The sequence below is a fragment of the Halorubrum cibi genome, assembly GCF_900182635.1.
GTDB classification, from domain to species: domain Archaea; phylum Halobacteriota; class Halobacteria; order Halobacteriales; family Haloferacaceae; genus Halorubrum; species Halorubrum cibi.
Genome location: NZ_FXTD01000004.1, coordinates 19,447 through 43,086, shown reverse-complemented (window position 1 = coordinate 43,086; position 23,640 = coordinate 19,447). Strand labels below are relative to the sequence as shown.

The window sequence follows — 23,640 nt, the reverse complement described above, 5'->3', positions numbered from 1 at the left end:
CGGGGGGCGGATTTGTATCCTCGGCTCCGCGGTGACGACGCGAATCGCTGGAGGGTCCGACGCGCCGATCAGGCGGTCTCCATCTCGCGTTCGAGCTCCCGGAGCCGGTCGATCCGCTTCTCCGTCGAGGGGTGCGTCGACGCGATCCGGCTGAGGAATCCCGCGCTGATCGGGATGATGAAGAAGGCGTTCATCTCCGAGCTGCCGTCGCGGAGGTCCTCCTGCGGAACGCGGTCCATCCGGCCGTCGATGCTGACGAGCGCGGACGCCAGCGCGCCCGGCTTCCCGGTGATGACCGCCGCGCCGCGGTCGGCGGCGTACTCGCGGTACCGAGAGAGCGCGCGGATCAGGAGGAACGAGACGATCCAGACGACGATCGACACCGCGATGGCGACGATCACCGGCGCGCCGCCGCCCTGCCGGTTGTTCCCGCCGAAGAGCCAGCCCCACCGCACGATGAAGAAGGCGATCGTCGAGAGGAACGAGGCGATGGTCATCACCATCACGTCGCGGTTCTTCACGTGTGCGAGCTCGTGTGCGAGCACGCCCTCGAGCTCGTCCTGGTCGAGCGTCTGGAGCAGACCGGTTGTCACCGCGACGGTCGCGTTCTTCTGGTTCCGACCGGTCGCGAACGCGTTCGGTACCCGCGAGTCGGCGATAGCGACGTTCGGCTTCGGCAGGTCGGCCTGCTGGCAGAGCCGCTCGATCGTGCGATGGAGCTCCGGCTCCTCCTCGGCGGTGACCGTCCGGGCCCCCATGCTCCGGAGCGCGAGCTTGTCGCTGAAGAAGAACTGGGCGATCGCAAACCCGCCGAGCATGACGAGCGGGAACAGGAAATCCTCGAAATACAGGGACAGCACGCCGACGAACACGATGTAGAGGGCGAAAAGCAGGAACATCGTGAACGCCATGCGTCCACGCAGTCCCCAGTCGGTCTTCCAATCCATACCCGTGGGTTACCGTTCGTGGCGTTAAAAGTTGCCGGCGCGGAAGCGTCGTCGGTCGACGCGAGATCGACGGAGGGCGGACGCCGAAACCGGCGAACGACGGCCTTTTTTCGGGCCTCGGCAAGCCACACGCATGGAGACCGTCCTCGTCACCGGCGGCCGCGGCGCGTCAGGTCGCTGGATCGTCGACCGGCTCGCCGGCGAGTACGACGCCGTCGTCGTCGACCGCGAACACCCGGGCCTCGGCATCGATCCGGCCCCGAACGTCTCGTTCCGCGCGGCCGACCTCGCCGAGCGCGGCGAGGCGCTCGACGTCGTGAGCGCGGTCGACCCCGACGCGGTCGTCCACTGGGCGGCGATCCCCGTCGCGGGCACCCACCCGGAGGGACGCGTCTTCGAGACGAACGCGCTCGCCGCCCACAACGTCCTGTCCGCGGCGGGACGCGCCGACGCCCCGGTCGTCCAGGCGTCGAGCGACGGCGCGTACGGCTTCTTCTTCGCCGACCCTACGCCGCTGCCCGAGGAACTGCCCGTGACGGAGGACCACCCGCTGCGGCCCGAGGACCCCTACGGGCTCTCGAAGGTGACCGCGGAGGAGACCGCGGCGGCGGTCGCCCGCCGACACGGCGTTCCCGCCGTCTCGATCCGGCCGTCGTGGATCCAGTACCCCGGCGCGTACGCGTGCCGGGAGGGAGAGTACGTCGAGGACCTCGCAGCCGGCGCGGGCAACTTCTGGTCGTACGTCGACGTCCGGGACGTGGCGGGTCTCGTCGCCGCCGCGGTCGGGGACCTCCTCGGCGAGGATCCCGCCGTCGGCCCGGGGTCCCACGAGGCGGTCAACTGCGTCGCCGCCGACAACGCGCTCGGCCGCCCCCTGCTCGACCTCCTGCGGGAGGCCTACGGTGGGGTGCCGGCGGACAACGACGTCGCCGAGGGCGACGACCGGGGCGCGTACGCGATCGAGAAGGCGGCCCGGCTGTTCGGCTGGGAGCCGACCCGGTCGTGGCGGGAGGCGGCGGGGTCGGCGGGAGCGGACGCGACGGAGCCGGCGCTGTTCGAGCGGTAGACCGAGAACGCGACGCTCGACCGCGTCAGATCGACAGGATCGCGTTCACGAGCGTCCGCGTCGCGATCGCGGTCGCCGCGCCGAGCCACGTCAGCAACACGAAGTGGATGTAGCCGTTCGCGGGGTTGCCGCCGTCGATCTTCCGGATCATCTGCGAGGAGAGCGTGGCGTTGAAGAGCACCACCGTGAGGAGCAGGTACTCGATGAGCGGGATGTCGTACGCACCGGGATAGACGATCTGCCCGATGTCCATCTGGTCGATCTGGAAGTCGGCGGTCAACTCGGCGAGGATGGCGACGATCTCCAGCCCGATGAAGAAGGCGAACGTCGCCGCCGCGGTGATCCCGTACAACAGCCCGATGAACGTCACGGCGGACTGCCGGCGCTGCTCGCGGAGCTGGTTTACGGTGTTCATGTTCCGCGAGATCAGTTCGCCGAGCAGCTTCGGGTCCCCGCCCATCTCCCGACCGACGAGGTACATCTCGGAGAACTTCTGGATCAGGTACGACCGCGTGTCACGCGAGAAGGCCCGCCACGCCCCCTCGGTGCTGATACGCATGTTCAACCGGCGGTACAGCCGGGTGATGGACGGCGAGAGCGCGCCGAAGTCCTTGTCGCGAAGCGTCGTCAACACGTCCGAGGTGGTCGACTGCTTGGCGCTCTCGGTCGCGCCGAGCGCCCGGACGAACGAGGGAAACTCCCCGTCGCGGGCGGTGATCGCCTGCTCTTCGGTCCTGAGGATCACGCCGGTGAGGAAAAGCGGGGTGATCGGGACCGCGATGTACAGCGGGAGCCTGACGTCCTCGAGGAAGAAGAGGAGGCCGGGCAGTCCCGGCCCGTACCCGAACATCCCGGCGGCGGTGAACCCGATGAGCAGGAACGAGAGACCGGCACCGATGCCCAACGACGCCCACAGCTTCAGGTCGCCGGGCGAGCGTTCGTCGGGGTGATACCAGATCGGGTCGTACGGCGAGGTCGCCCGGATCATCGCGTAGAAGCCGAGCTGGACGAAGACGAAGAGGACGATCACGGCCGCGACCGTCGCCGTCGGGTCGTTGCCCGTCAGGATCGGGAGCACGATGGCGAACACCAACGCGAACGTCATCGAGAGGATCATCGACATGTACAGGTCCTTCATCACCTCCAGATTCGACAGCGACGACTCGTAGAGCGTCTCGTACTGGGCGAGCATGACGTCCTGTTCGGAGACGAGGAAGTCCTCGAGCGACTGGCCGGCCCCGAGCGTGTAGCCGAGCCGGTCGAAGAAGTCCGCCATGGCGTCGGAGGGGACCTCCTTGGCGCGCCGGCGACACGCGTCGTCGAGGCTCTGGTTCCAGGTGTCGACGAGGTGGACGACGCGACCGATCTCCTCGGCCGCGGCCCCGTACTCCTCCTCATTCGCCAGCGTCCGGAACACCTCCATGCGGTCGATGTTCGTCGTCGACAGCACGGTCATGTGCGTCATCACGAGGTGGAGCTGGTTGTCGATCCGGTTCTCGACGCCGCTCAGATAGATCTTCGGATAGACGACCGCCGACAGAAGCGTGAGCGCGCCGAACATCGGGATAGGCACTCGAGCGGCGACGGGCAGCGGGAGGACGAATGCCCCGGCCACGGTGGCCGCGAACACCAGGATCGCCGGGATCAGCACGTAGCCGACGTACTGGCGCTTGGTGATGTCGAGCTTCTCGTAGGAGTCGAGCACCTCCTCGGTGAGCCGCATCGCGGTCGCGAGCCCGTCTCCCGCCGCCTTCACGTTCATCGGGTCACCTGGTCCATGCGCGCGAACTCACCTGACGTTTCGGTGCATCTCGAAGGGAAGCCCCTCGACCCCGTCGCGCTGGAAGGCGTCGATCGCCTGATTCACCTCGTGATAGCCCAGGATGTCCTCTTGGATCATCCGCTCTATCAGCTCCGCGCGGAAGTCGAGATCGTCGTAGATGTCGCGGGTGTCGGCGTAGCCTAAGAGCGTCGCGATCTGCTCTTCCAACACGTAGGAGTTGTTCATCCCCTGGAAGACGATGTCGTCCTCGACTGGATCCCAGCTGAACACCTCGCGGGTGACGACCCCCTCCATCTCCTTCGAGTACCCCTCGATCTCCTGAACGCTCGTCACCCGACGGAGCACGTCGTCGCCCTGTTTCACCCGATTCTGGAACAGCGCGACGTCGGCGTTGTCCATGAACGTCTCCGGGACGTTAATCGGCTCGGAGGTGAACCGCTGGATCATCGAGACGATGTCGGAGGCGTGGAACGTCAACATGACGGGGTGACCCGTCTGAGCGGCCTGGAACGCCATCCGACCCTCCGCCCCGCGCACCTCGCCCACGATGATGTAGTCGGGACGCGACCGCAGCGCGGCCGCGACCAGGTCGAACATGTCGACGTCGGAGGATCCCTCGCCGCCGCCCTCGCGGGTCAACAGCTGCTGCCAGGTGTTGTGCGGCGGGACGACCTCGGCGGTGTCCTCCGCGGTGTATATCTTCGAGTCCTGCGGGATGTACGAGAGGATGGCGTTCAGCGTCGTCGTCTTCCCGGACGCGGTCTCCCCGACGACGAAGACGGTCTGTTCGTTCTCTAAACAGAGCCAGAGGTACGCCGCGAGCTGCGGCGAGAGCGTCCCCCAGTTCGTGATCTGGTTGACCGACAGCGGGACGTCCTCGCCCTGCCGGATCGTGAGCGAGGAGCCCTTGAGCGAGACGTCGTCGGAGTAGATGATGTTGATACGCGAGCCGTCCGGAAGCGTCGAGTCGACGATGGGATCGGAGTCGGAGAGCGGGTCGCCGATCCGCTCGCCCATGTTGCGGAGCCAGTTGTCGAACTCCTTCGGCGTCCCGAAGTCGACGGTGGTCTCGAGCATGCCGAACGTGCCGTGATCGACGTGGCACTCGTGGGGGCCGATCACGTGGATGTCCTCGTTGGCCGGGTCGCGCATCACGGGTTCGAGCGGACCGAGACCGACGATGTCTCGGTTGAGGCGGTACCGAATGTTCTCGTAGGTCTCCTCGGTGACCGAGAGCTTCCCGACGTTGAGAAGCTTCGAGGCGGTCGATCTCCAGCCCGTCTGACCGTTCTGGATGTAGGTGACGTCCTCGAGCAACTCCTCGATGAGGTCATCGTACTCGGCCTCGGAGGCGGGGGCGGTGTGACCGCCGCTGGCGGCGAGGAGCTTGTTCTTCACCCGTTCGAGGACGGTCGCCTGCGGGCCGGACATCTCGGGTTCGATCGCGTAGTACTTCGTCTCTTGGCCGAGGTCGCCGTACACGTGACAGTATATCGGCCCGCCGACCGGATAGAGCACGTTCGGACGGTCCGACTCGTACTCGCCCTTCGGTTCCTCGATGTACAGGGGGAACTCCCCGGTGATCTGTTTGAACTCCTTGAGGTGCTCTCTGAGGTGCGGCCGGCGCATGGCGGCCTTCCGGAGCTCGTCTGACGGTTTCGCTGTGCCGTGTTCGGTCATCGTTCGTGTCTCGTATCGTCGCTCCTCGCCGGGGGTGCCCCCGCGGCGGTCCCCTCAGGCGACACTGCGACTCTCGATGACGATCCCCGTCCCCGAGCGGACGGAGAAGCCGATGGTGTCGCCGACCTGTTCGCCCATGCCCGCGAAGCGTTTCACGTTGATCTGCCGACGGATGTCGTTGCCGACCTCGATCATCTCGAGCTGGAGGAAGACGTCGGCGATCGACCGGAACGGCCCGATCGCGTCGTCGTCGACGGCAGAGGGGTCGACGGTGAGGACGACGATCTTCCCCTGCGAGATGATCTCCCGGAAGAAGGAGATGATCTCGAGTGCCGCCTGTCGCTCCTCGTTCTTCCGAACGAGCGCCTCGAAGGTCGGGTCGTTCCGGAAGATCGCGTCGAACGTGTCGAGGAAGATCACGTCCGAGCGCCACATCGCGTCGGCGTTCATCAGCCGCTTGAGCAGCTCCTTGCGCTCGCCGTCGTCGTCGGAGAACGCTCCGCCGGAGTCGAAGTCGGCGTGTAAAAAGAGCAGCTCCTCGTTCAACAGCGGCTTCACCATGTCGTACTCCAGGGAGTGCATCTGGTCGATGAACCCGCGGACGGTGAGCTCCGTCGACATCAGCGTCACCGACGCGCCCTCCTCGACGAGGCCGTAGGAGAAGCGCTGGGACATCGCGCTCTTTCCCGCGCCGTAGTCGCCCTCGACGAGCACGATGCTCCCGCGGGGGATCCCGCCGCCGAGCTCCTTGTTCAGCCGGTCGCGCTCGCCCAAGCCCAACGACAGCAGGTTGTCGGTGCGGGGCATTACGCCTCCACCCGGAACTGGAACAGCTCCTCGTCCCCGTTGACCGTGAGGTACACCCGGTGGTCGCTCGTGCCGCCCGCGGGGTCGACGCCGACCACGTCGAGGTCGATCGTGAGCCGGAGTACGTCGCCGCGGCTCCAGGCGGTCGCGCCGTCGACGGAGACGACCTCGCCGGTCGTCGCGTCCGGCCGCACGTACTGCCCGTCGAAGACGACGTCGACGCCGGAGCCGTCGGGGGCGAGCCGCTGGGTGCCGGTGTTCTTCACGAGGAGCGTGACGTTGTTCTCGGTCCCGTTGTACACCCCGCCGTTGGGATCGGAGATAACCGTCACGTCCGTGCGGAGCTGTTGGGTCGCGTCGAGGCTGCCGTCCTCGACGGCTGCGCTCACCCTGTCAACCCCGGTGGTGACCGTGCCGACGACGCCGGCGGCGATCACGAGGCTGGCGACGAACAGGATGAGGTGGGAGACCGGGACGCTGGCCATCTACGCGCTCACCCCCGTCGCGTCGCGGACGCCGGACTCGACGACGAGGACGACGCGGGAGTCGTTCGTGACGCCCGTCTCGAGGGAGTTCCCGTCGACCTCGACGGAGAGTCGCTCCCCGCCGAGCCAGAGGTCCGTGTCGCCGTCGCCGTCGACGGTCGTGGTCGCGTCGGCGACGTCGACGTACTCGTTGTCGACGACGAGGGTCGTATCGCTCACGACGAGCCCGACCGACCCCTCGTTGGTCGCGTTCACGACGAGCCGGTCGTTCCCGCTCGCGTTGAACGTCGCGGAGTCGACGGAAAACGCGGTGTTCTGTCGTTCGAGCGCGCGCTCGTGGACGTCGCGTTCGCCCTCGGTGACGCGGTCGAACCCGTTGGCCGCGACGGGGTAGAAGGCGGTGAACGCGAAGAACATCCCCGCGACGATGATCGCCGTCGACGCCGAGACGCTAACGCCCATCTCCCCACCCTCCGTCCGCCGGGTCGGCGCGGTCGGGATGCGGATCCGGGTCGTTCATCGGTCGGGGCGATCTCCCGTTTCGGTCGCGGCCGTCGTCGGGTCGCGAACGACGGTCGCTCTCGTCCCGCGGATCCGCGCCGTTTCGCCGCTCGTGGGTATCCCCCCCGGTTCCGTTGGGGGGTGAATCACGCCGTTCGCGTCCGCGGGCGTCACGAGGACCGCGAGAGCCGCGGGCGGGAGACGGCGGCCCCCCGCCGACTATCGATCCGCCGGCGAGGTCGTCCCAGCGGTCGAGGAGGACGAGATGCCCGCCCGTCCCGTTGAGTTGCGTGATGTACCGCAGACTCCGGGTGTGGTGTTCACGGACCAGGCGGTCGGTCCCCGGCCGGTCGACGAGGTTGCGGTCGATCGTGCCGAAACCCGAGAGGAAATCCCGGAGCCGCGCGGCGGCGTCGGGGCCGACCCACTCGATCCGCTCGTAGTAGTTCACCGCCCGCACCGCGTCGGTGACGTCGCTCTCGGTGACGAGGAACTCCAGCCACTCCATCACGAGCAGGTCGCCGACGTAGTCGCCGGGTAACTCGGTGAGGTACGGCTTTCCACGACGGCCCGAGAGGTCGTCGTCCCCGACGTACTCGAAGCCGTCTCCGGTCGCCTCGGCAGGATCGCCGCCCGGCGTCGGGCCGTGCGATCCGGCCGCGCGGTCGTCCCCGACCGTCTCGCCCCCGACGTCGTCGAGGCCGTCGTCCGGTCCGTCCCCGAGGTCCTCGTCGAAACCGTCGCCCCCGACGCCGTCGTCGAGGCCGTCGCCGAGACCGTCGTCGTCGAACGGATCCGTCCCGTCGTCGAAGGCGTCCTCCTCGGATGCCGTCTCGTCGCCGGCGTCATCGGCCCAGTCGGCCTCCCCGGAGTCGTACTCCTCTTTGAGTTCGCTGAAGCTCTTTCCGTCGTCGTTCATGTCGTCGTCTTCCTCCGCCGGTTCGGTCTCGGACGCGGCGTCGGCGGGTTCGCCGTCGTCCGGTTCGCCGTTCGGTTCGTCCGCGTCGTCCGCGTCCTCGAGGTCGTCGAAGTCGTCGAGTCCGTCGTCCTCGTCGAGCAACTCCTCGTCGAAGAACCCGTCCGCGTCGGCGCTCGCGACGTCGTCGTCGAGTTCCGCTTCCGCCTCGTCGTCGCCGTCGTCGTCGAAGAGGCCAAAGGAATTCTCGGCCGCACCGCCGCCGTTGAATCCGCTGGACTCGTCGACGAACGGGTTGATCCCGCGGGTGACCATCTCGTAGATGTCGAGGAGGTTCCGAACGTCCTCCTCGATGTCGTCGACCGCGGCGGAGATCTCCTCGTTCTCCGACCGCACCGTCGACACCGTGGAGGAGAGGGTGGCGACCTCGGCTTCGAGGTCGTCGAGGCGCTTCTCCAACTCGTCGGTGTCGGAGCCGCTTCCGCCCCCGCCGTCGCCGAACCCGTCGTCCCACTCGTCCATGCCGTCGAAATCGTCGAAATCGCCACCCCCCATTCCGCCGGCCATACCGCCGTCACTCATGCTTCCGTCGTCCCCCATTCCGCCGTCGCCTCCCATACCGCCGCCTCCCATACCGCCGCCTCCCATACCGCCGCCTCCTCCCATACCGCTGTCTCCCATTCCGCCACCGCCTCCCATTCCACCACTACCGAAGACGTCGTCGCCACCGTCCGCGTCGTCCCCGTCATCGTCGAGGAACCGGTCGAGAACGCTCGCACCGACGAGCCCCAGCGTGGCGACTGTCCAAGCGGCCGTCGAGACGCCCCACACCGATAGTTCGAGGCCCATTGATCACAGCAACCCCCAGACGACACTTCAACCCACCCCTCAAAATATCACGTGTGAGAAAACTGGCGTGACGACGCTCGATCTCACCGAGGGTCTCACAACGTCCGCTCGAACCCGTCGGCCGCCCGGACGGCGAGGTCGCCGCCGGACAGGAACCGCACCGTCCGGCCGACCGCGTCGCCGACGTCGCTGGCGACGATCGGAATTCCGGCGTCCTCCAGACACTCGCGGGCGCGGTCGACGTTTCGCGGACCGACCGCGGCCGTGAGATCGAGCATCTCCGCACCGCCGACGAGTCGGGCCTCGAGCCGAGCGGGCGACGCACCGGCCGACGCCAACTCGTCGACGAGCGTCCCGAGCCCCGAATCGACGTACTTCGCCGGGCGGGGCGTGTGCGAGGCGTTCCCGTCGGCGGACGGCAGCATGGCGTGGAGGAGTCCGCGCGTGTCGGTCACGGGATCGACGAGCGCGACCGCGACACAGGAGCCGAGGCCGCTCGTCGTCAGGGTCGCGCCGTCGTTCACGACGGCGAGATCGCCGACGCCGACCTTCACGCGTCGGGGGGGTTCGCCCCGGTTCGAGGCGGTCCGATCCCCCGACGGCGTGAGGTGGCTCATGTCTCCGAGAGGCGTTCCAGCGCCGCGGCCAGTTCGCGCTCGTCAGGGAGCGCGTACACGTCACAGCGTGCTTGGATGCCCTCCGTCCGGATGGCGGCGTCGATGACGAACCCGTAGTCCTGACGTCGACTCAGCGAGGCGACGAGCGGGCTGACCGTCGCCGACCCGATGTCGTGGACGAACTCCGGCGGCGAGTGTGAAATGGACGTGCCGAGGACGTTCGCCCAGCCGTCGATGAAGCCGCTCGTCATCACGTTGCCGAGCTCACAGAGCGCGTTCTCGGCCATGTCACCGAGCGGCTGGTCCGGCTCCATCGGAAGCATCGCCTCGGCGATCGCCGCCGCCGACTCCTCCGAAAAGAGGATCGCGAGGTAGCCGCTCGGCTTCCCTTGAAGTTCGAAGACGGTCCCCGCGTGCGGCTCCGTGCCCACCTCGCTCGGCACGTCCGCGAGCGGGACGAACCGGAGCCGACTCACGTCGACGGTCGTCTCGAGCCCGGTCATCATCCCGATGTTGTCGGCGGCGTTCGCCGAGCCGCGCTTCGCCAGCGACGCGAACGTCGAGAGCGACTCGTACGGGACCGCGGTGGCGTTCGCCCCGCCCGCGGAGCCGCCGGCACCCTCCGCGCCGACGGTCGCCGCCGTGGCGGTCTTGCCGACCACGAGGTCGCGGAACGGCCCGGAGTCGGGCAGCATGTAGATCGAGAAGTCGAGGTCCGTTCCCGTGGCGTCGAGTCGGCTCTCGAAGAGGAAGACGCCGTCGCCGGCGAGCGCGCCGTCCGGCAGCACCGCCGCGCCGTCGGCCTCGAAGTACCGCGGCGGAGTCATGTCGATCGCGCGTCCGAGGTAGTTCGCCCAGCCGTCGAGGAAGCCGCCGAGCGCGATGTTTCCGACCTCCGTCACCGCGCTCCGACCCATCGACGCGCCGCCGGGAAGCACCGAGAGCAGCCCGTCGATCTGTTCGGCGTCGAACGCGAGCACCGCCTGTCCCTCCAGACCGCCGTCGAGTCCGACGCGCACGCCGATCGACTCGCGGCCGGAGAAGGCCTCCGCGAGGTCCTCGCCGGTGGCGACGCTCGCCCCCGTCACCTCGACCGCGAGGTCCGACCCCGTCAGCTCCCCCAGCGCGTTGGCCGCGCGTTCGGCGCCGCGCTCGGCGAGCCGGTTACACGCGCCGAGCGCTCGGACGTCGACGCGCATCAGACCGCCGACCCGATGGCGTCGAGGACGTTCGGCTTCTGAAACGGCTTCGTGATGTACCCCTCCGCCCCGGCTTTGATCGCCGCTTTCATCTTCTCCTCCTGGCCGACGCTCGTACACATGATCACCGTCGCCTCCGGGTCGTCGCCTTTGATCTCCGTCGTCGCCTCGATCCCGTCGCGGATGGGCATCACGATGTCCATCATCACGAGGTCGGGGCCGTGTTCGTCGTACATGTTCACCGCTTCCACCCCGTTCTCCGCCTCGCCGACGATCTCGAACTCCCCTTCGAGGATCTCGCGGAGCAGGTTCCGCATGAACTCCGAGTCGTCCGCGATGAGCACGCGCTTCGCCATATACACGAACTCGGAGCCAGCGTCCACTTAACCGCTCGCCCGCGGTTCTCAGCGATGAGAACGAACGTGGATTCCATCCGACCGGAAGCACGACGGTGGTCGATCAGCTCACAGCCAGTGGTCGATCAGGTACGTCGCGCCCACGACGACCGTACCACCGAACGCCTCACGGGTACCGACCGGGATCAACCCCGGCGTCGCCGGATCGGTGGGAGTCTCCGGGTCGTCGCCGTCGGTTCCGTTGAGGGCTGACCCGTTTCCGGCCGCCGTGTCGGTCCCGTTTCCTTCATCATCCGCGGTGCCGGTTTCGCTTCCGTTCGCGGCGTCGGTGTCGTTTCCGGTGTCAGTGTCGTTTCCGGCATCGGCGTCGCTTCCGGTGTCAGTATCGTTTCCGGATCCCGCGCCGTCGGGGTCCGTACCGTTCGCCGTCTCGGTGTCGCTTCCGGACTCCGTTCCGTTCGCGACTTCCGTTCCGTTTCCGTTCTCCGTCCCGGTGTCGTCTCCGACATCCGCCTCGTCGTCGATCTGCGTCACTGCGGGGTCAGGTTCGACCCGCAGCGTGCCCGTCGTCTCGTCGCCGTCGATCGCCAGCGTGTACGAGTACGTGCCGGGGTCGAGGTCGACCGTCGTCCCGTTGAACGTCTCGTTCTTCGGCTCGTCCGGGCCGGCAGTTACGTATCGCTCCTCGTAGATCTCTCCGCCGGCGACGTCGAGCGACAACAGCTCTCGACCCTCGACGGCACCGGCGTTTCGAACCGTCACGGACAGCTCGGAGAGCGTGTCGCCACGGGTCACGTTGAGCTCGGTGGTCTCGTCGTCGAGCCGCAGCCGGTCGGGGTCGGTGGCGTCCGCGACGACGATCGCCGTCCGGCTGTCGTAGGGTCGCGAATCGGCGTACAGATCGAACGTGAGGCGGTCGCCGGGCCGCGCCTCGCCGATGCCGGGATCGACGCTGAACGTCCCGTCGTCGCCGATCCGGACCGTCGACTCGGAGGCCTGTGGCGTCTCTCCGCCGTCGTACGCGAACGCGGCCGTCAGCTCGTTAGCGGGCAACAGCGTGGTCGTCCCGGTCACCCCGCTCCCGTCGACGAGTATCTCGCCGTCGTCGGTGACGTGGTCGTACCGGAGGTACCGCTCGCTGATCGAGAACGACGCCTCGACGGAGACGCCCGTCTCGTCGGTCGAGAAGTACGGGAACTGCTCGGGGACGCCGTCGTCGCCGACGGAGGCGGCCGCGAACGGCGGGTCGGCGTCGACGGAGCCGGGATCCTCCGCGAACCGGTACCGCTCGCCGTCGACCCCCTCGAGCCCGAACTCGACGCGGTACTCCTCGCCGGGGTCGAGCCGGTCGCCGATCGCGTTCCCGTCGCTCGTGTCGATCACGAGGTAGAGACGGCCGGCGGTGGGATCGTCGGGCGCCGGCTCGAGCTCGTTTGCCGACTCGAAGATCAGCGTGGCGTCCTCGAGCTCGTCGGGGCCGATCCGCGTCGCCGGCTCGTTGCGACCGGGGTTCGTCTGTTCGATCTCCAGGGATACCCCTTCTTCGGCGGCGAGCAGGTCGGCGAGGACCGCGCCAGTCGCGTTCTCGCCCGCGGTGACCGGACCCGCGCCCCGCTCGTCGGCGAGGTGTGACATCGCACCCCAGATCCCGGCGGCGTCGACGCCGATCACGAGCCGGTCGCCCTTCGTGACGGCCGACCGCTCGAGGCCGTCGCTCCGCAGGGAGCCGACCGCCTCGACGCCGGAATCCGAGTCGCCCGGCATCGTCGTGAACACCTCGATCTCCTCGCCGAGCCGGCGTTCGGGCTCGGTGATGACGAGTTTCGACCGATCGGAGGCGGCCGCGGGAGCGACGACGCCCTCCTCGTCGACGGTGAACGTCGCGTTGTCGACGAGCGAGAGGCGGTAGCGCTCGGGGGCGAGCGGGCGCACCGGCCCGTCAGCGCCCGTGCTCGACGGGAGCCCGGAGAGGGAGTTCGCGACCTGCTCGCCGTCCTCGTCGACGAACGCGAGCGAGCAGCCGGAGACGGAACAACTGGAGGCGCTCCCTTCCTCGCTCGTGACGGACGCGTACTCCACCCCCGTGCCCGCCGTGCGGGTGTTGAGGGTCAGTTCGACGGATCCTTCGCCGCTGACCTCGATCACGTCGACGAACCCCACCGGTGCGTTCGGATCGGTGAGTCGGTTCCCGCCCACGAGGAGGTACTTCGTTCCCTCCCCGACGTCGACGGAGACGTCGACGAGGTCGCCGGCGGTCGTCGTGTACGTGTCCGACCCGAAGGACGCGTCCACCGCCGCCGGGGCGTCCGTCACTCCGGCATCGATCGACGTCGTCTCGGACGGCAACGGATCGGCCGCGGCGGCCGCGTCGCCGACCGGCATCACACCGAGGGGAGTCGCTCCGACGAGGAGGAATCCGAGGAGAGCGATGCTCAGGGATCCGACGGCGAGCACCCTCCCGATCGATTCCCGCTCGAGAGTCGAGGCGAGGATCGAGTCGGCGTCGACGGACTGGTTCGGAGGGTTCGTCGATGGTGGCGGGGGTGGCTGTGACATCGTTGGTCGTTCGCGCGGTCCGTCCGCGGACGGACCGGCGGTCGTCTGGATCGACTCGGCGTCGTTCCGACTAAAACGTACGCCCCCGATTATCAGCACGGAAAACGAGCGGATCGGTCGTGATTACGAGGAAGAAGCCATATACGTTCGATTTGACGATCCGAGATCCCGGTCGAAGCCGACCGCGGACCGAAGAGTTAAGCCCGACCGCGGTGCCGTTCCGATGAGGATGAAGTCCTGTCCCCGCTGTGAGGCGTCGATCGACGACTCCGCTCGATTCTGCTCGCAGTGCGGCGCGCCGCAGAACGAGGAGGCCGCCGAGGAGCTCGACCAGTACGTAAAGCGGCAGGCGGAGCAGGTGGCCGCGGGGTCGGGCGGGGGAGGCGGCAGTGGCGGAGCCAGCGGAAGCGGCGACATCACCGCGGCCGACGTATTCGGCGTCGCCGCCGAGGAACTCACCGAGCGGGAACAGCTGTGGCGGCGGGGGACCTACGTGCTCGGGTACGCGACGATCGTGGTCGCGCTCACGCAGATCACGAACCCCGGCGCGTGGCTCCTGCTGCTCGGCGGGATCGCGATCCTTCCGCCGACCCGTCGGCTGCTCGGGCTTCCCGTCGGCGGGACGTTCAAGCGGGAGGCGATGGCCGGGCTGTACGTCGTCTTCGTGGTTCTCGGCGCGGCGCTATTCTTCGTGTTATAGTTCGAGATGTGGTCGGTTTAAACGGTGGCGCGCCTCCGAGCGCCCGACAGGGCGCGAGTAGGGAGGGACCGAAGGTCCCTCTGACAGCCGGCGGCTCCGCCGCCGGCGAGAGCCCGCGAGGGAGTCGGTCGCCGCTGGCGACCGACGAGGCTGGGGAGGCGTGAGGTGCGGTCCCGCGAGCGAAGCGAGCGGGAGTACGGAAGTCGCAGCGCCGAGCGGAGCGAGGCGATCGTCTTCCGGTGGTGCTGGGCAGTCTGGGTGGGACTCAAAGGGGCAGTCGCGAGGGCGCCGTAGGCGACGCAAGCACCGCAGGGAGCGAGTGAAACGAGTGACCGAGGAGCGCAGCGAGCGTACGGCGCCCTCGCGACTGGGGCTTTGGTGGTGTTCGCCGCGTCAGAATCGATCACAACCAACCGATCCGCCCGATCTCACTCGATCCGGAATCCACCGGCATTCTCGGCGGCGCGGATCAACTCGCCGATGGAGTCGTCGGCGGAGAGGCCCCGGCTCGCCGCGAAGCGTTTGATCGCCACCGGCGGCAGGTCGATCGGGGTGTCGGCGGCGACGAGGAGCAGCCCGAGCGCCTCCGCCGGATCGGTTCCCGGCCCGGCGTTGGCGACGAACCACGAGAGGGTGTTGTCGAACGTCGCCGTCACGTCGTTCGAGACCATGCGGTTGCGGGCGGTCGACCCCTTCGCGTGGAGCGTCATGTCGACCCCGTAGTCGAAGCCGTCGTCGTCGAAAGAGTCCGCCAGCCACCGGCTCACCGCCCGGCGGTCGACGCCGGCGTCGCCACCTTCGGCGCCCGAGGAGCCGTCCGCACCGCCCGAGCCGCCCGCCCCACCGCGCGCACGACCCCGTTCCCCGGCGACCGGTTCGCGCTCGTCGGCGGGGGCGGGGTCCGTCGGCGACCGGAATCCCGAGTCGTCGGCCGGGCCGGGTTCCGGCTCGGGGGACCGCCGTCGGACGTTGGGCCGGCCGTTGGTTCCGACGACGTACCGGCCTTCCCCGATCTCGACGACGTTCTCGTCGTCGGTGAAATCGAGTTCTTCGGGGTCGGCCGGCGATGCGTCGTGGTCACTCATGGCGTAGCCGTGGTGACGCGAGAAAATAGGTGTTCCGGGCGGACCGGTCCGCCGGGGACGTGGTTAACGGGCTATTCGAGGCTCGTTAGAGCCTGACCGCTTCGTCTACCGAGTTGAACAGGTCGGGCGCGCGGAGCTCGACCTGCGTCGTCGCGCCGGCGGGCGAGACGATGTCGAGGGTCGCCTGTTCGCCCTCGCTGAAGGCGGTACCGTCAGCGTTGAACGCACCGGCATCCGGATTCAAGAGGATCTGGAACTGCGACTCGCTGTCGAGCACGGCGCTCCGCTGAAGGTCGCCATCGTCGCGGATCGCGAACTGGCTACCACTGAGGTCGTTGACCCCGCTCACGAGGTCGACGACGGCCACGGTGTCGGTGTCGAGATCACTGCCGTCGGGTGCCTTGAGAGTGACCGTCAACTCATCACCACTGGCCATGTTACCGGAGAGGTTGGTCAAGGCGACGTTCACGGTGTCAGGGCTGCTGAAGCTAGAGTCGTTGATCGTCGTGTAGTCGGTGTTACTACCGTCAGTCACCGTGAGATTGTACTCATCGTTGTTCCCGGACGTGCCAATGCTGACATTAGCGGTTAGCGTGTTCGCACCGACGTCAACCTCCGCTTGGGCGTCGGTTTCGTTTCCACTGACATTGCCGTAGGACGTGTCAAGCGTCCCACCGGGGACGAACACCAGGTTCTCCTGGCCGTCCGGGCCGACCGCCTGGATCGTCGTTTCGGTCAAGTCGATGTTGTCAGAACCGGGCGCACCGGAGACCGACACGCGGATCTCTTTGAGAGTGTCAGCTCCGGAGGCGACGATGCCGACGGAACTGCCCACTTCGATGCGTTCGGAGACGAGGTCCGTACTCTCCTGACCGGTCGCTTCCGCCTGTGACTGGAGGAACCCGGCGGTGTTGATCAGGACGCCGGCGGCGATCGCCGCCACCAGCACCATCGCGATGAACACGATGAGCGTCCCGATACCCACCTGACCGCGCTCCTCGGGGTTAGTGATGAATTCGAACATTGTTACAGCCTCACCGAGGTGTCCTCGCTCGTGATGGTCGTCGGGACGCGGATCTCCTTGGTCGTCGTCGCGCCCGCGGACGTCGTGAACGTCACCGTCAGACGTTCACCTTCATCGAGTTTCGCGTAATCGATGTCGCCCGTGCTGCCGTTGAGGTTGATTCTGACGTTGACTCGATCGCTGTTGTCCGTCAGGATGCGTCCCTGATCGGTGCCGATGATGTCTTCGGTCGTGACTTCAGCGACGGTCGTTTCATCCAGATCGAAGGTCGCCTGTCCGCCCTGGCCGATGAACTCGGTCGTCGTCTCTTGTAGGTCGACCGGGCTCGAACCCGGCGCGAGCGCCATGACGAAATTGAGGGCCTCGACCTGATCGTAGTTCGTCGTGTTCACCTCACCCGAGGTACTCACGACCTGAAGCCGGTCCGAGACCTGGCTCGTACTCTCCTGCCCCGTCGCCTCCGCCTGCGTCTGGAGGAACCCGGCGGTGTTGATCAGGACGCCGGCGGCGATCGCCGCCACCAGCACCATCGCGATGAACACGATGAGCGTCCCGATCCCCACTTGACCGCGCTCTTCCTCGTCCAGTATGGTTTCGAACATTGGTTGTTGTGTGGGCCCGCGGTCCGCCCGGCGGGCGTTATCGCTACGGAACGGGAATCGCCTATTAAAGACACGGGACGGGTTATCTAAGTTGATAAACGGCTGCCGTCGTGCGGTTTTTGAGTTTGATACACAGATATAGTTACAGAAACGAAAAACGACATGGCCACCGGATTATCAGGACTGGATCCGGAGAGTCACCGATCTCGGATCTCCTCGATCTCCGGTTCCGAGACCACGAACTCGCGCGTGCCCGGCTCGTAGACCGCGAGGCTCCCCGCGACGAGCGCCATCGACCCGGCGAGCAGGCCGGTGTTGACCAAGAGCAGCGCTCGGGGATTCGCGAACGCCGTCCGAAACGCCGCGAGGGGAGTAGCGAGCGCGGCGACGACGACCAGTCCGAACCCGACGGCGAGGTACGCCATCGCGGTCCGCCCGGAGGAGCGGTACGCCGTCACCGCGAACGCCGACAGCGTCGCGCCCACCCCCGCGAGCACGGTGGTCGTCACGAGATACAGTCCTTCGATGAGGTCCATACGCGGCCTGCCCGCTCGGCCACGATAAAGCTCCTGTAACGGGTATCAATACCGATAACGTTCGGCGGATCGACGATCGGTCATACGCGACCGATCGCCGCGCGGCCGCAGACCCTCAGAAACCCGACCGTCCCGCGTCGACGACCCGATGGAAACCGTCGGTAGTCGTGCTCTCTATCAGTATCTTTTTGGGTCGGGAATTCATAATTGATAACGATAATGGTGGGGGACGACCTGATCACGGTGCTCGGGAACAAGTACAACACGGACATCCTGACGGCGACGGGCGACGCCAAGTCCGCACAGGACCTGAGCGAGGAACTGGAGGTTCCGATCGCGACGTGTTACCGCCGGATCAACGAGCTCGAGGAGGCTGATTTACTCGAACTCCACGATCGGCCGCTCTCCGACGAGCACCGCCGGGTGAAGGTGTACCGCCGGAAGGTCGACGGCGTCGACGTCGACTTCCGGGACGGGCTCACCGTCGAGGTCGAGGAGCGCTCCGCGGTCAAGAACCGTCTCGACGACGTGTGGCGCGACCTCTCAGCGAGGAGCGACTGAGTCAGAACGACGGCTCGTCGGACTGGCTCATCATCGAGAACCCGCCCGCCCGCTCGTGGACCGTGATCCCGCCCTGCCCGATCTCCATCGGGAAGATGTCCGTGTCGATGTCCTGTTTCCGCATCTTCGCGACCCAGACGTAGCGGTTCACTCCCGAGTCCGTCGGCGTCTGGATGAAGTAGATGTTGCCGTCGGTGAGGAAGTTCTCCAGGCCGACCTCGGTGTCGGGGAACACCGCGCCCTGTTCGTTGATGAGAAGCGAGGTCAGCCCGTTCGCCTTGAGGATGTCCGAGAACTTCAGCAGGTACGTCCGCTTCTCCTGTTCGTCCTCGAAGAACAGCTGGAACATCGACAGCGAGTCGAGCACGAGCCGGTCGAAGTCCTCGCCTTCGATCGTATCGAGCAGTTTGTCGACGGCCGTCGAGAAGTCGGTCTCTCGGAGCATCTGACGTTTATCCAGGATCACGATCTCGCCGTCGTCGACCAGATCGCCGAAGTCCTCGAACCCGATCGACTCGGCGGCGGCGCGGATGTCGGCTTCGTCCTCCTCGAAGGAGACGTAGACGCCGCGCTCGTCGTGCTCGGTTACGCCCGTGTAGAGGTACTGGATCCCGAAGATGCTCTTTCCGGTACCGGGGTTCCCGGAGACCAGAACGGTCGACTGCTCCGTGATACCGCCGGTGAGGATCGAGTCGAGCCCCTCGACTCCGGTAGAGACGAGTTCTGACATTCGCCTTGGCCTTCGCGGCGGGAGCATATAAAAGACGATCCGTTCGAGACACGGGTCTGGCCCGGTGACGACGACCGGACGACGACCGGACGACGACTGAACGACGACCCGACGTTCGTGACGAGGAAGACGGCGATAGCTTTATTCCTCGACACGCCGCCACGTCCAGTATGCTCGGTGAAACGTACCCCGTCGCTCTCGACGGTGATCGGCGGTGAGCGAAGCGACGGTTCTCGTCGTCGAGGACGAGTCGGACATCGCGGCGCTTTACGCCGGCTTCCTCGATGAGCGCTACGACGTCACCGTCGCCGAGACGGCCGCCGAGGCGATGGACGTCGTCAACGAGACCGTCGACGCCATCCTCCTCGACCGGCGACTCCCCGACGGCAGCGGTGACGACGTGCTCGAACACGTCCGCGAGAACGGTCTCGACTGTCGAGTCGCGATGGTGACCGCCGTCGAGCCCGACTTCGACATCATCGGCATGGGATTCGACCTCTACTTGACCAAGCCGGTGAGTCGAGCGAACCTTCTGGCCGCACTCGAGACGCTCTTGACCCGCGACGAGTACGACGACCTCCTCCAAGAAGCCGCGGCGCTGGCGAGCAAACGCGCGGTCCTCAAAGCACAGAAGCCGGCCGCCCAACTCGACGGCAACGAGGCGTTCGCCCGACTCGTCGATCGTCTCGACGAGATCGACGCCGACATGGATGCCATCACCGAATCGCTCTCGACGGACGACTACCGCGCGATGTTCCGGGACATCGGCGAGGCGTGACGTCGTCCACCGACGAGGCGTGACGCGGGCGACTGGCGGTTCGAGATCACGACGAGAGCTGATCCCCGATCAGCTCTTCCGCCGCCGCGAGGAACGCGTCGCGCTCGTCGATCGGGACCGTCGCGCCGGCGGCGACGTCGTGGCCGCCGCCGTCGCCGCCCACGGACCGGCTCGCCTCGCGCATCACGGCCGAGAGGTCGAGACCCCGTCGGACTAACCGCCCCGTTCCGCGGGAGGAGACCTTCAACTCCGTGTCGCTCTTCTCGGCGAACGCGATCACGGGTTTCGAACGGTCGACGGCGGACGAACCCGCGGCCATGCCGGCGACGATCCCGACGATCGTCTCGCGGATCCGCGAGCCGGCGTCGAACCACTGGAGGTGCTCCTCGTGGGTCACGCCCTCCGATTTCACCCATTGGAGGCCCTCCGAGAGGTTCCGCCTGTGGTTCCGGAGCAGTCGTCGCGCCTCCGCGAGCGCGACGTCCCGGTCCCCGAGACACACTGCGAGCCCCACGTCCGCACGCTCGTACCGCGCCGTCGCGTTGAGCAGCGTCGAGAACTCGCTGACGTCTCGAAGCTCGGTGCCCGACTCCTCGTCGAGCAGCGTGTAGGAAGTGCCGACGAGCGTCTCGATCCGGTCGGCGGGAACGCCGGAGGCCACGGCGCGTCGTATCAACGCGGAGACGAGCGTTTGCCGCTCCGCGTCGTCGAGGTCGACCCAGCGCCGCCACTCGCCGTCGCGTCTCGCGTCGACGTCGAGGTCCCGGAGGAAGCCGATCGCGCCCGCCTCGTCGTTGGAGATCCCCGGGATCCGAACGTCAGAGGCGTACTCCAGCAGCTTGGGGAGCGGGCGGGTCTGTCGGCCGTAGAGGTCGAGGTCGGTGCGCTCCTCGAGGACGCCCGCGTCGACGCCGTCCGCGACGATGGCCTCGTTCGCGCCGACGAGCCCGCCGCCGCCGTTTTGCATGTCGCCCACCGCGCCGACGACCGCCAGCGCCGCGAGGTCGCGGTTGTCGCCGTCGGGACCCTCTAACGCCCGAGCGAGGACGTAGCTCGCGCCCGCTCCCGAGAGCTCGCTCGCTCCGTCGATCCCCTCGAGAAGCGGGTTGAGGTGGAACGTCGTGTCGGGATCGGCTGGCTGGTGGTGGTCGGCGATCACGGGGACGAAGTCGCCGCGGGTCTCGTGATCGGCGATGACGTCGAGCTGGCCGGAGCCGAAGTCGGTGAAGAGGACGACCTCGAACTCGCGGGCGGCGATCCCCGCTATTGACTCAGCATCGAGCTGCTTCTCGAAGACGACCTCGTGGTCGATCCCCGCCCGCGCGAGCGCCGCCGACGCGACTGCCGCGCTCGTGAGCCCGTCGGCGTCGATGTGGGATGCGAGCAGGACGCGATCGGCCGCGCGCAGTCGCTCGGCGCAGGCGCGAGCCCGATCGCCGAGGTCGGGAACGGGAGTGTCGACGGCTGCCATTACCCGTTCGTGGGGCCGCATCCCGGATAAACGCACGTTTCGCGCGGCGGGTCAGCGCACGAGCCCGGTCCGTCTCCCGGGGCTCACCGTTCCACGGTCAGCTCGATCCGGGCGTCCCGTGAGGATCGACCGACTTCGACGACGTACTCGCCGGGGTCGACGGTCCACCCCTCCTCGGGGTCGTACCGGGAGAACGCGAGCTCGTCGAGGCGGATCGTGACCGTTTCGGTCTCGCCGGCGGCGACGGCGACGCTCTCGGCTCCGGCGAACTCGCGGACCGGGCGCTCGACGCCCGCGACCCGCGGCGGGCGGACGTACGTCTGGACCACCTCCCGGCCGTCGCGGTCGGCGACGTTCTCGACGGTGACGGTGACTGCGGCGCCTCCCGCGTCGCCGCCGGTGGCGACGTCGAGGGCGGCGTCGCGGTACTCGAACTCCGCGTACGATCGGCCGTGCCCGAACGGGTAGGTCGGCTCGAGGTCACGGGCGTCGAACCAACGGTAGCCGACGAAGACGCCTTCGTCGTGGCTGACGCGCCCGTCGACCCCGGGGAAGCGCCGACGGTCGGCCGTCGGGTACGCGGACGCCGGCGCGAACGTGACCGGCAGCCGGCCTCCCGGATCGACGTCCCCGTACAGCAGCGCCGCGAGCGCGTCGCCGTGGACCTGTCCGGGGTACCAGTTGAAGAGGACCGCGTCGACGGCGTCGCGCCACGGAAGCTCGACCGGGCCGCTCGCGGCGATCGCGACGACGGTCCGATCGGCGGCCGCGGCGACCGCCTCGATCAGTTCGTCCTGGCGACCGGGGAGTCCCAACCCGTCCCGGTCGAGGGCCTCCGTGGTGGTGTCGCGGACGACGACGACGGCGACGTCTGCGGCCTCGGCGGCCGCGATCGCCGCATCGACGTCGACGGCCGAGCCCTCGTCGGCCGCGTCGACGGGGTCGGTCGTATCGCCCGTGTCGACGGGGTCGGTCGTATCGTCCGTGTCGACCGGCCCGGCGGAGCCCTCCCCGTCGCCCAGGAAGTCGAACATCGAGATCCCTTCGACCGGCGGGTGGCCGGGAGCGACGGTCACGTTCCCGTCCGCGCGAGCCACGAGGCCTTCTCGCGGCGTGGTGCTCGTCTCGGGAGTCGTCTCGGAGGAGCCGCCACCGCCGAGGACCGCCTCGTCGACCGCGGGACCGACGAGCGCGACGTCGGCGTCGGTCGAGAGCGGAAGCGCGTCGTCGTTCTTCAGGAGAACCGACCCTCGCGTCGCAACCTCGACCGCCGTTCGACGGTTGGCGTCCGTGTCGACGTCGGGCTCCGACCGGTCGCCGTCCAGCACTCCGGCCCGGTCCATCGTCCGGAGGACGCGCGCCGCCATGTCGTCGAGCCGCTCGCGCGGAAGCGACCCGTCCCGGACTGCGGCGGGGAGTGCCTCGTCGAACGGTTCGCACGTCTCCTGGTCGGGCATTCCGCGTGCGATCTCCGGCGGGATCGGGTCGTCGGCCTCATCGTCGCCGTTACCGGATTCTTCTCCTTCGCTCGTCATCGGGACGCCCGGCATCTCGACGTCGAGGCCGGCGGCCGCGGCGTCGACCGCGCCCTCGGTGCCGTACCAGTCGGAGACGACGTAGCCGTCGAACCCCCACTCGTCTTTCAACACGTCCGTCAGCAGTCGGCGGTGGTCGCTCATCCGGGTCCCGTTCACGCGGTTGTACGCCGACATCACCGAGCCGGCGCCGGCCGCGACCGCGGCACGGAACGACGGGAGGTACAGCTCGCGGAGCGCGCGCTCGTCGACTTCTGCGCTGACCGTCGCGCGGTTCGTCTCCTGGGAGTTCGCGACGTAGTGTTTCGGCGTCGCGATCACGTCCGCGGACTCGATCCCCTCGACGACGCTCGCGGCGGTCGCGGCCGACAGGACGGGATCCTCCGCGAAGTACTCGAAGTTCCGTCCGCCCTGCGGGACCCGGATCAGGTTCGTTCCCGGCGCGAGCAGGGCGTCGGCTCCGGCGGCGCGGGTCTCGCGGCCGAGCGCGACTCCGTGTTCGCGGGCCAACTCGGCGTCGAACGTCGCGGCCAGCGCTATCGGGGCGGGAAAGGCGGTCGCCGACTCGCCCGGGATCCGGACGCCGAGCGGCCCGTCGACCAGGCACAACGGAGGGACCTCGAGCCGATCGACGCCCGCGAGGTAGCCGGTCGCGCGCCCGGTCGGGTCGGTCGTCCCGGAGACGAGTCGGGCCGCCTCCTCGAGCGTGAGCGCCTCCACCAGCCTGCGGACCGCCGCGTCCTCGGTCATGGTGAACCCTCGGCCGCCGGGCGCAAAGACGTTCGGTCGGCGGCGGGCGACACGGCCCGCCGCTCGCGGCGAGTCCGGCAGGGCTTGCCGTAACTGACAGTTATAG

The 23,640-nt window shown here is 68.0% G+C and carries 21 protein-coding genes and 1 pseudogene; 4 read left to right on the top strand and 18 right to left on the bottom strand.

Annotated features, from left to right (window positions below):
* Positions 1-68 precede the first annotated feature (68 nt).
* Complete coding sequence (htpX, locus tag FN829_RS06145; protein WP_142986121.1) at positions 69-947, bottom strand: zinc metalloprotease HtpX; 879 nt, start codon at positions 945-947, stop codon at positions 69-71.
* A gap of 133 nt (positions 948-1,080) precedes the next feature.
* On the opposite strand from htpX, the gene FN829_RS06140 reads away from it, so the two are divergent.
* A complete protein-coding gene (locus FN829_RS06140; RefSeq protein WP_142986120.1) occupies positions 1,081-2,013 on the top strand; it encodes an NAD-dependent epimerase/dehydratase family protein in 933 nt (310 codons plus the stop codon).
* Between the two features lie 25 nt (positions 2,014-2,038).
* On the opposite strand, the gene flaJ is transcribed toward FN829_RS06140, so the two are convergent.
* From flaJ to FN829_RS06090, 10 genes are all read right to left on the bottom strand, one after another.
* On the bottom strand, positions 2,039-3,775 hold the full coding sequence (flaJ, locus tag FN829_RS06135; protein ID WP_142986119.1) for an archaellar assembly protein FlaJ: 1,737 nt from the start codon (positions 3,773-3,775) through the stop codon (positions 2,039-2,041).
* A 27-nt stretch (positions 3,776-3,802) separates the two neighbouring features.
* A complete protein-coding gene (locus FN829_RS06130) occupies positions 3,803-5,476 on the bottom strand; it encodes a type II/IV secretion system ATPase subunit (RefSeq protein WP_142986118.1) in 1,674 nt (557 codons plus the stop codon).
* Between the two features lie 54 nt (positions 5,477-5,530).
* Positions 5,531-6,283, bottom strand: a complete 753-nt coding sequence (locus tag FN829_RS06125) for an ATPase domain-containing protein (protein WP_142986117.1) — start codon at positions 6,281-6,283, stop codon at positions 5,531-5,533.
* A complete protein-coding gene (locus tag FN829_RS06120; RefSeq protein ID WP_142986116.1) occupies positions 6,283-6,768 on the bottom strand; it encodes a flagellar protein G in 486 nt (161 codons plus the stop codon). Before FN829_RS06120 ends, FN829_RS06125 begins: the two co-directional genes overlap by 1 nt.
* Positions 6,769-7,230 (bottom strand): flagellin, encoded by a 462-nt coding sequence (locus FN829_RS06115; RefSeq protein WP_142986115.1) that lies wholly within the window; start codon positions 7,228-7,230, stop codon positions 6,769-6,771.
* Positions 7,220-9,034 carry a FlaD/FlaE family flagellar protein gene (locus tag FN829_RS06110; RefSeq protein ID WP_142986114.1) on the bottom strand — a complete coding sequence of 605 codons (1,815 nt, stop codon included), beginning with the start codon at positions 9,032-9,034 and terminating at the stop codon, positions 7,220-7,222. The genes FN829_RS06115 and FN829_RS06110 overlap by 11 nt, the downstream gene beginning before the upstream one ends.
* A gap of 95 nt (positions 9,035-9,129) precedes the next feature.
* The gene (locus FN829_RS06105; protein WP_142986113.1) at positions 9,130-9,651 is read right to left on the bottom strand and encodes a chemotaxis protein CheD; all 522 of its coding nucleotides are present in this window, start codon (positions 9,649-9,651) and stop codon (positions 9,130-9,132) included.
* A complete protein-coding gene (locus tag FN829_RS06100) occupies positions 9,648-10,850 on the bottom strand; it encodes a chemotaxis protein CheC (protein WP_142986112.1) in 1,203 nt (400 codons plus the stop codon). The genes FN829_RS06105 and FN829_RS06100 overlap by 4 nt, the downstream gene beginning before the upstream one ends.
* Entirely contained in the window at positions 10,850-11,206 is a 357-nt protein-coding gene (gene cheY / locus FN829_RS06095; protein WP_142986111.1) for a chemotaxis protein CheY, read from the bottom strand. The genes FN829_RS06100 and cheY overlap by 1 nt, the downstream gene beginning before the upstream one ends.
* Before the next feature lie 108 nt (positions 11,207-11,314).
* Positions 11,315-13,762 carry a BGTF surface domain-containing protein gene (locus tag FN829_RS06090; RefSeq protein WP_142986110.1) on the bottom strand — a complete coding sequence of 816 codons (2,448 nt, stop codon included), beginning with the start codon at positions 13,760-13,762 and terminating at the stop codon, positions 11,315-11,317.
* A gap of 229 nt (positions 13,763-13,991) precedes the next feature.
* On the opposite strand from FN829_RS06090, the gene FN829_RS06085 reads away from it, so the two are divergent.
* Positions 13,992-14,462, top strand: a complete 471-nt coding sequence (locus FN829_RS06085) for a zinc ribbon domain-containing protein (protein WP_142986109.1) — start codon at positions 13,992-13,994, stop codon at positions 14,460-14,462.
* Between the two features lie 428 nt (positions 14,463-14,890).
* Here the strand turns inward: FN829_RS06085 and FN829_RS06080 are convergent, their stop codons facing one another.
* The 4 genes and pseudogenes from FN829_RS06080 to FN829_RS06065 all read right to left on the bottom strand — a co-directional run bounded on the left by FN829_RS06080 (position 14,891) and on the right by FN829_RS06065 (position 17,709).
* Entirely contained in the window at positions 14,891-15,547 is a 657-nt protein-coding gene (locus tag FN829_RS06080) for a DUF7500 family protein (RefSeq protein WP_142986108.1), read from the bottom strand.
* A gap of 376 nt (positions 15,548-15,923) precedes the next feature.
* Positions 15,924-16,571 (bottom strand): annotated as a pseudogene (locus FN829_RS16420) (archaellin/type IV pilin N-terminal domain-containing protein); the annotation flags it as partial.
* Positions 16,572-16,573: 2 nt separating this feature from the next.
* Entirely contained in the window at positions 16,574-17,173 is a 600-nt protein-coding gene (locus tag FN829_RS06070; protein ID WP_142986107.1) for an archaellin/type IV pilin N-terminal domain-containing protein, read from the bottom strand.
* Positions 17,174-17,370: 197 nt separating this feature from the next.
* Positions 17,371-17,709: a hypothetical protein gene (locus FN829_RS06065; RefSeq protein ID WP_142986106.1), complete on the bottom strand. Its 339-nt coding sequence runs from the start codon at positions 17,707-17,709 to the stop codon at positions 17,371-17,373.
* Between the two features lie 219 nt (positions 17,710-17,928).
* Between FN829_RS06065 and FN829_RS06060 the strand changes: the two genes are divergently transcribed.
* Positions 17,929-18,270 carry a helix-turn-helix domain-containing protein gene (locus FN829_RS06060; RefSeq protein WP_142986105.1) on the top strand — a complete coding sequence of 114 codons (342 nt, stop codon included), beginning with the start codon at positions 17,929-17,931 and terminating at the stop codon, positions 18,268-18,270.
* A gap of 1 nt (position 18,271) precedes the next feature.
* Here the strand turns inward: FN829_RS06060 and FN829_RS06055 are convergent, their stop codons facing one another.
* On the bottom strand, positions 18,272-19,000 hold the full coding sequence (locus FN829_RS06055; protein WP_142986104.1) for an RAD55 family ATPase: 729 nt from the start codon (positions 18,998-19,000) through the stop codon (positions 18,272-18,274).
* A 214-nt stretch (positions 19,001-19,214) separates the two neighbouring features.
* On the opposite strand from FN829_RS06055, the gene FN829_RS06050 reads away from it, so the two are divergent.
* Complete coding sequence (locus tag FN829_RS06050) at positions 19,215-19,778, top strand: HalX domain-containing protein (protein ID WP_142986103.1); 564 nt, start codon at positions 19,215-19,217, stop codon at positions 19,776-19,778.
* A 46-nt stretch (positions 19,779-19,824) separates the two neighbouring features.
* Here the strand turns inward: FN829_RS06050 and FN829_RS06045 are convergent, their stop codons facing one another.
* Both FN829_RS06045 and FN829_RS06040 read right to left on the bottom strand, forming a co-directional pair.
* On the bottom strand, positions 19,825-21,249 hold the full coding sequence (locus FN829_RS06045; RefSeq protein WP_142986102.1) for a single-stranded-DNA-specific exonuclease RecJ: 1,425 nt from the start codon (positions 21,247-21,249) through the stop codon (positions 19,825-19,827).
* Between the two features lie 83 nt (positions 21,250-21,332).
* The gene (locus FN829_RS06040; RefSeq protein WP_142986101.1) at positions 21,333-23,534 is read right to left on the bottom strand and encodes a beta-glucosidase family protein; all 2,202 of its coding nucleotides are present in this window, start codon (positions 23,532-23,534) and stop codon (positions 21,333-21,335) included.
* Between the last annotated feature and the right edge of the window lie 106 nt (positions 23,535-23,640).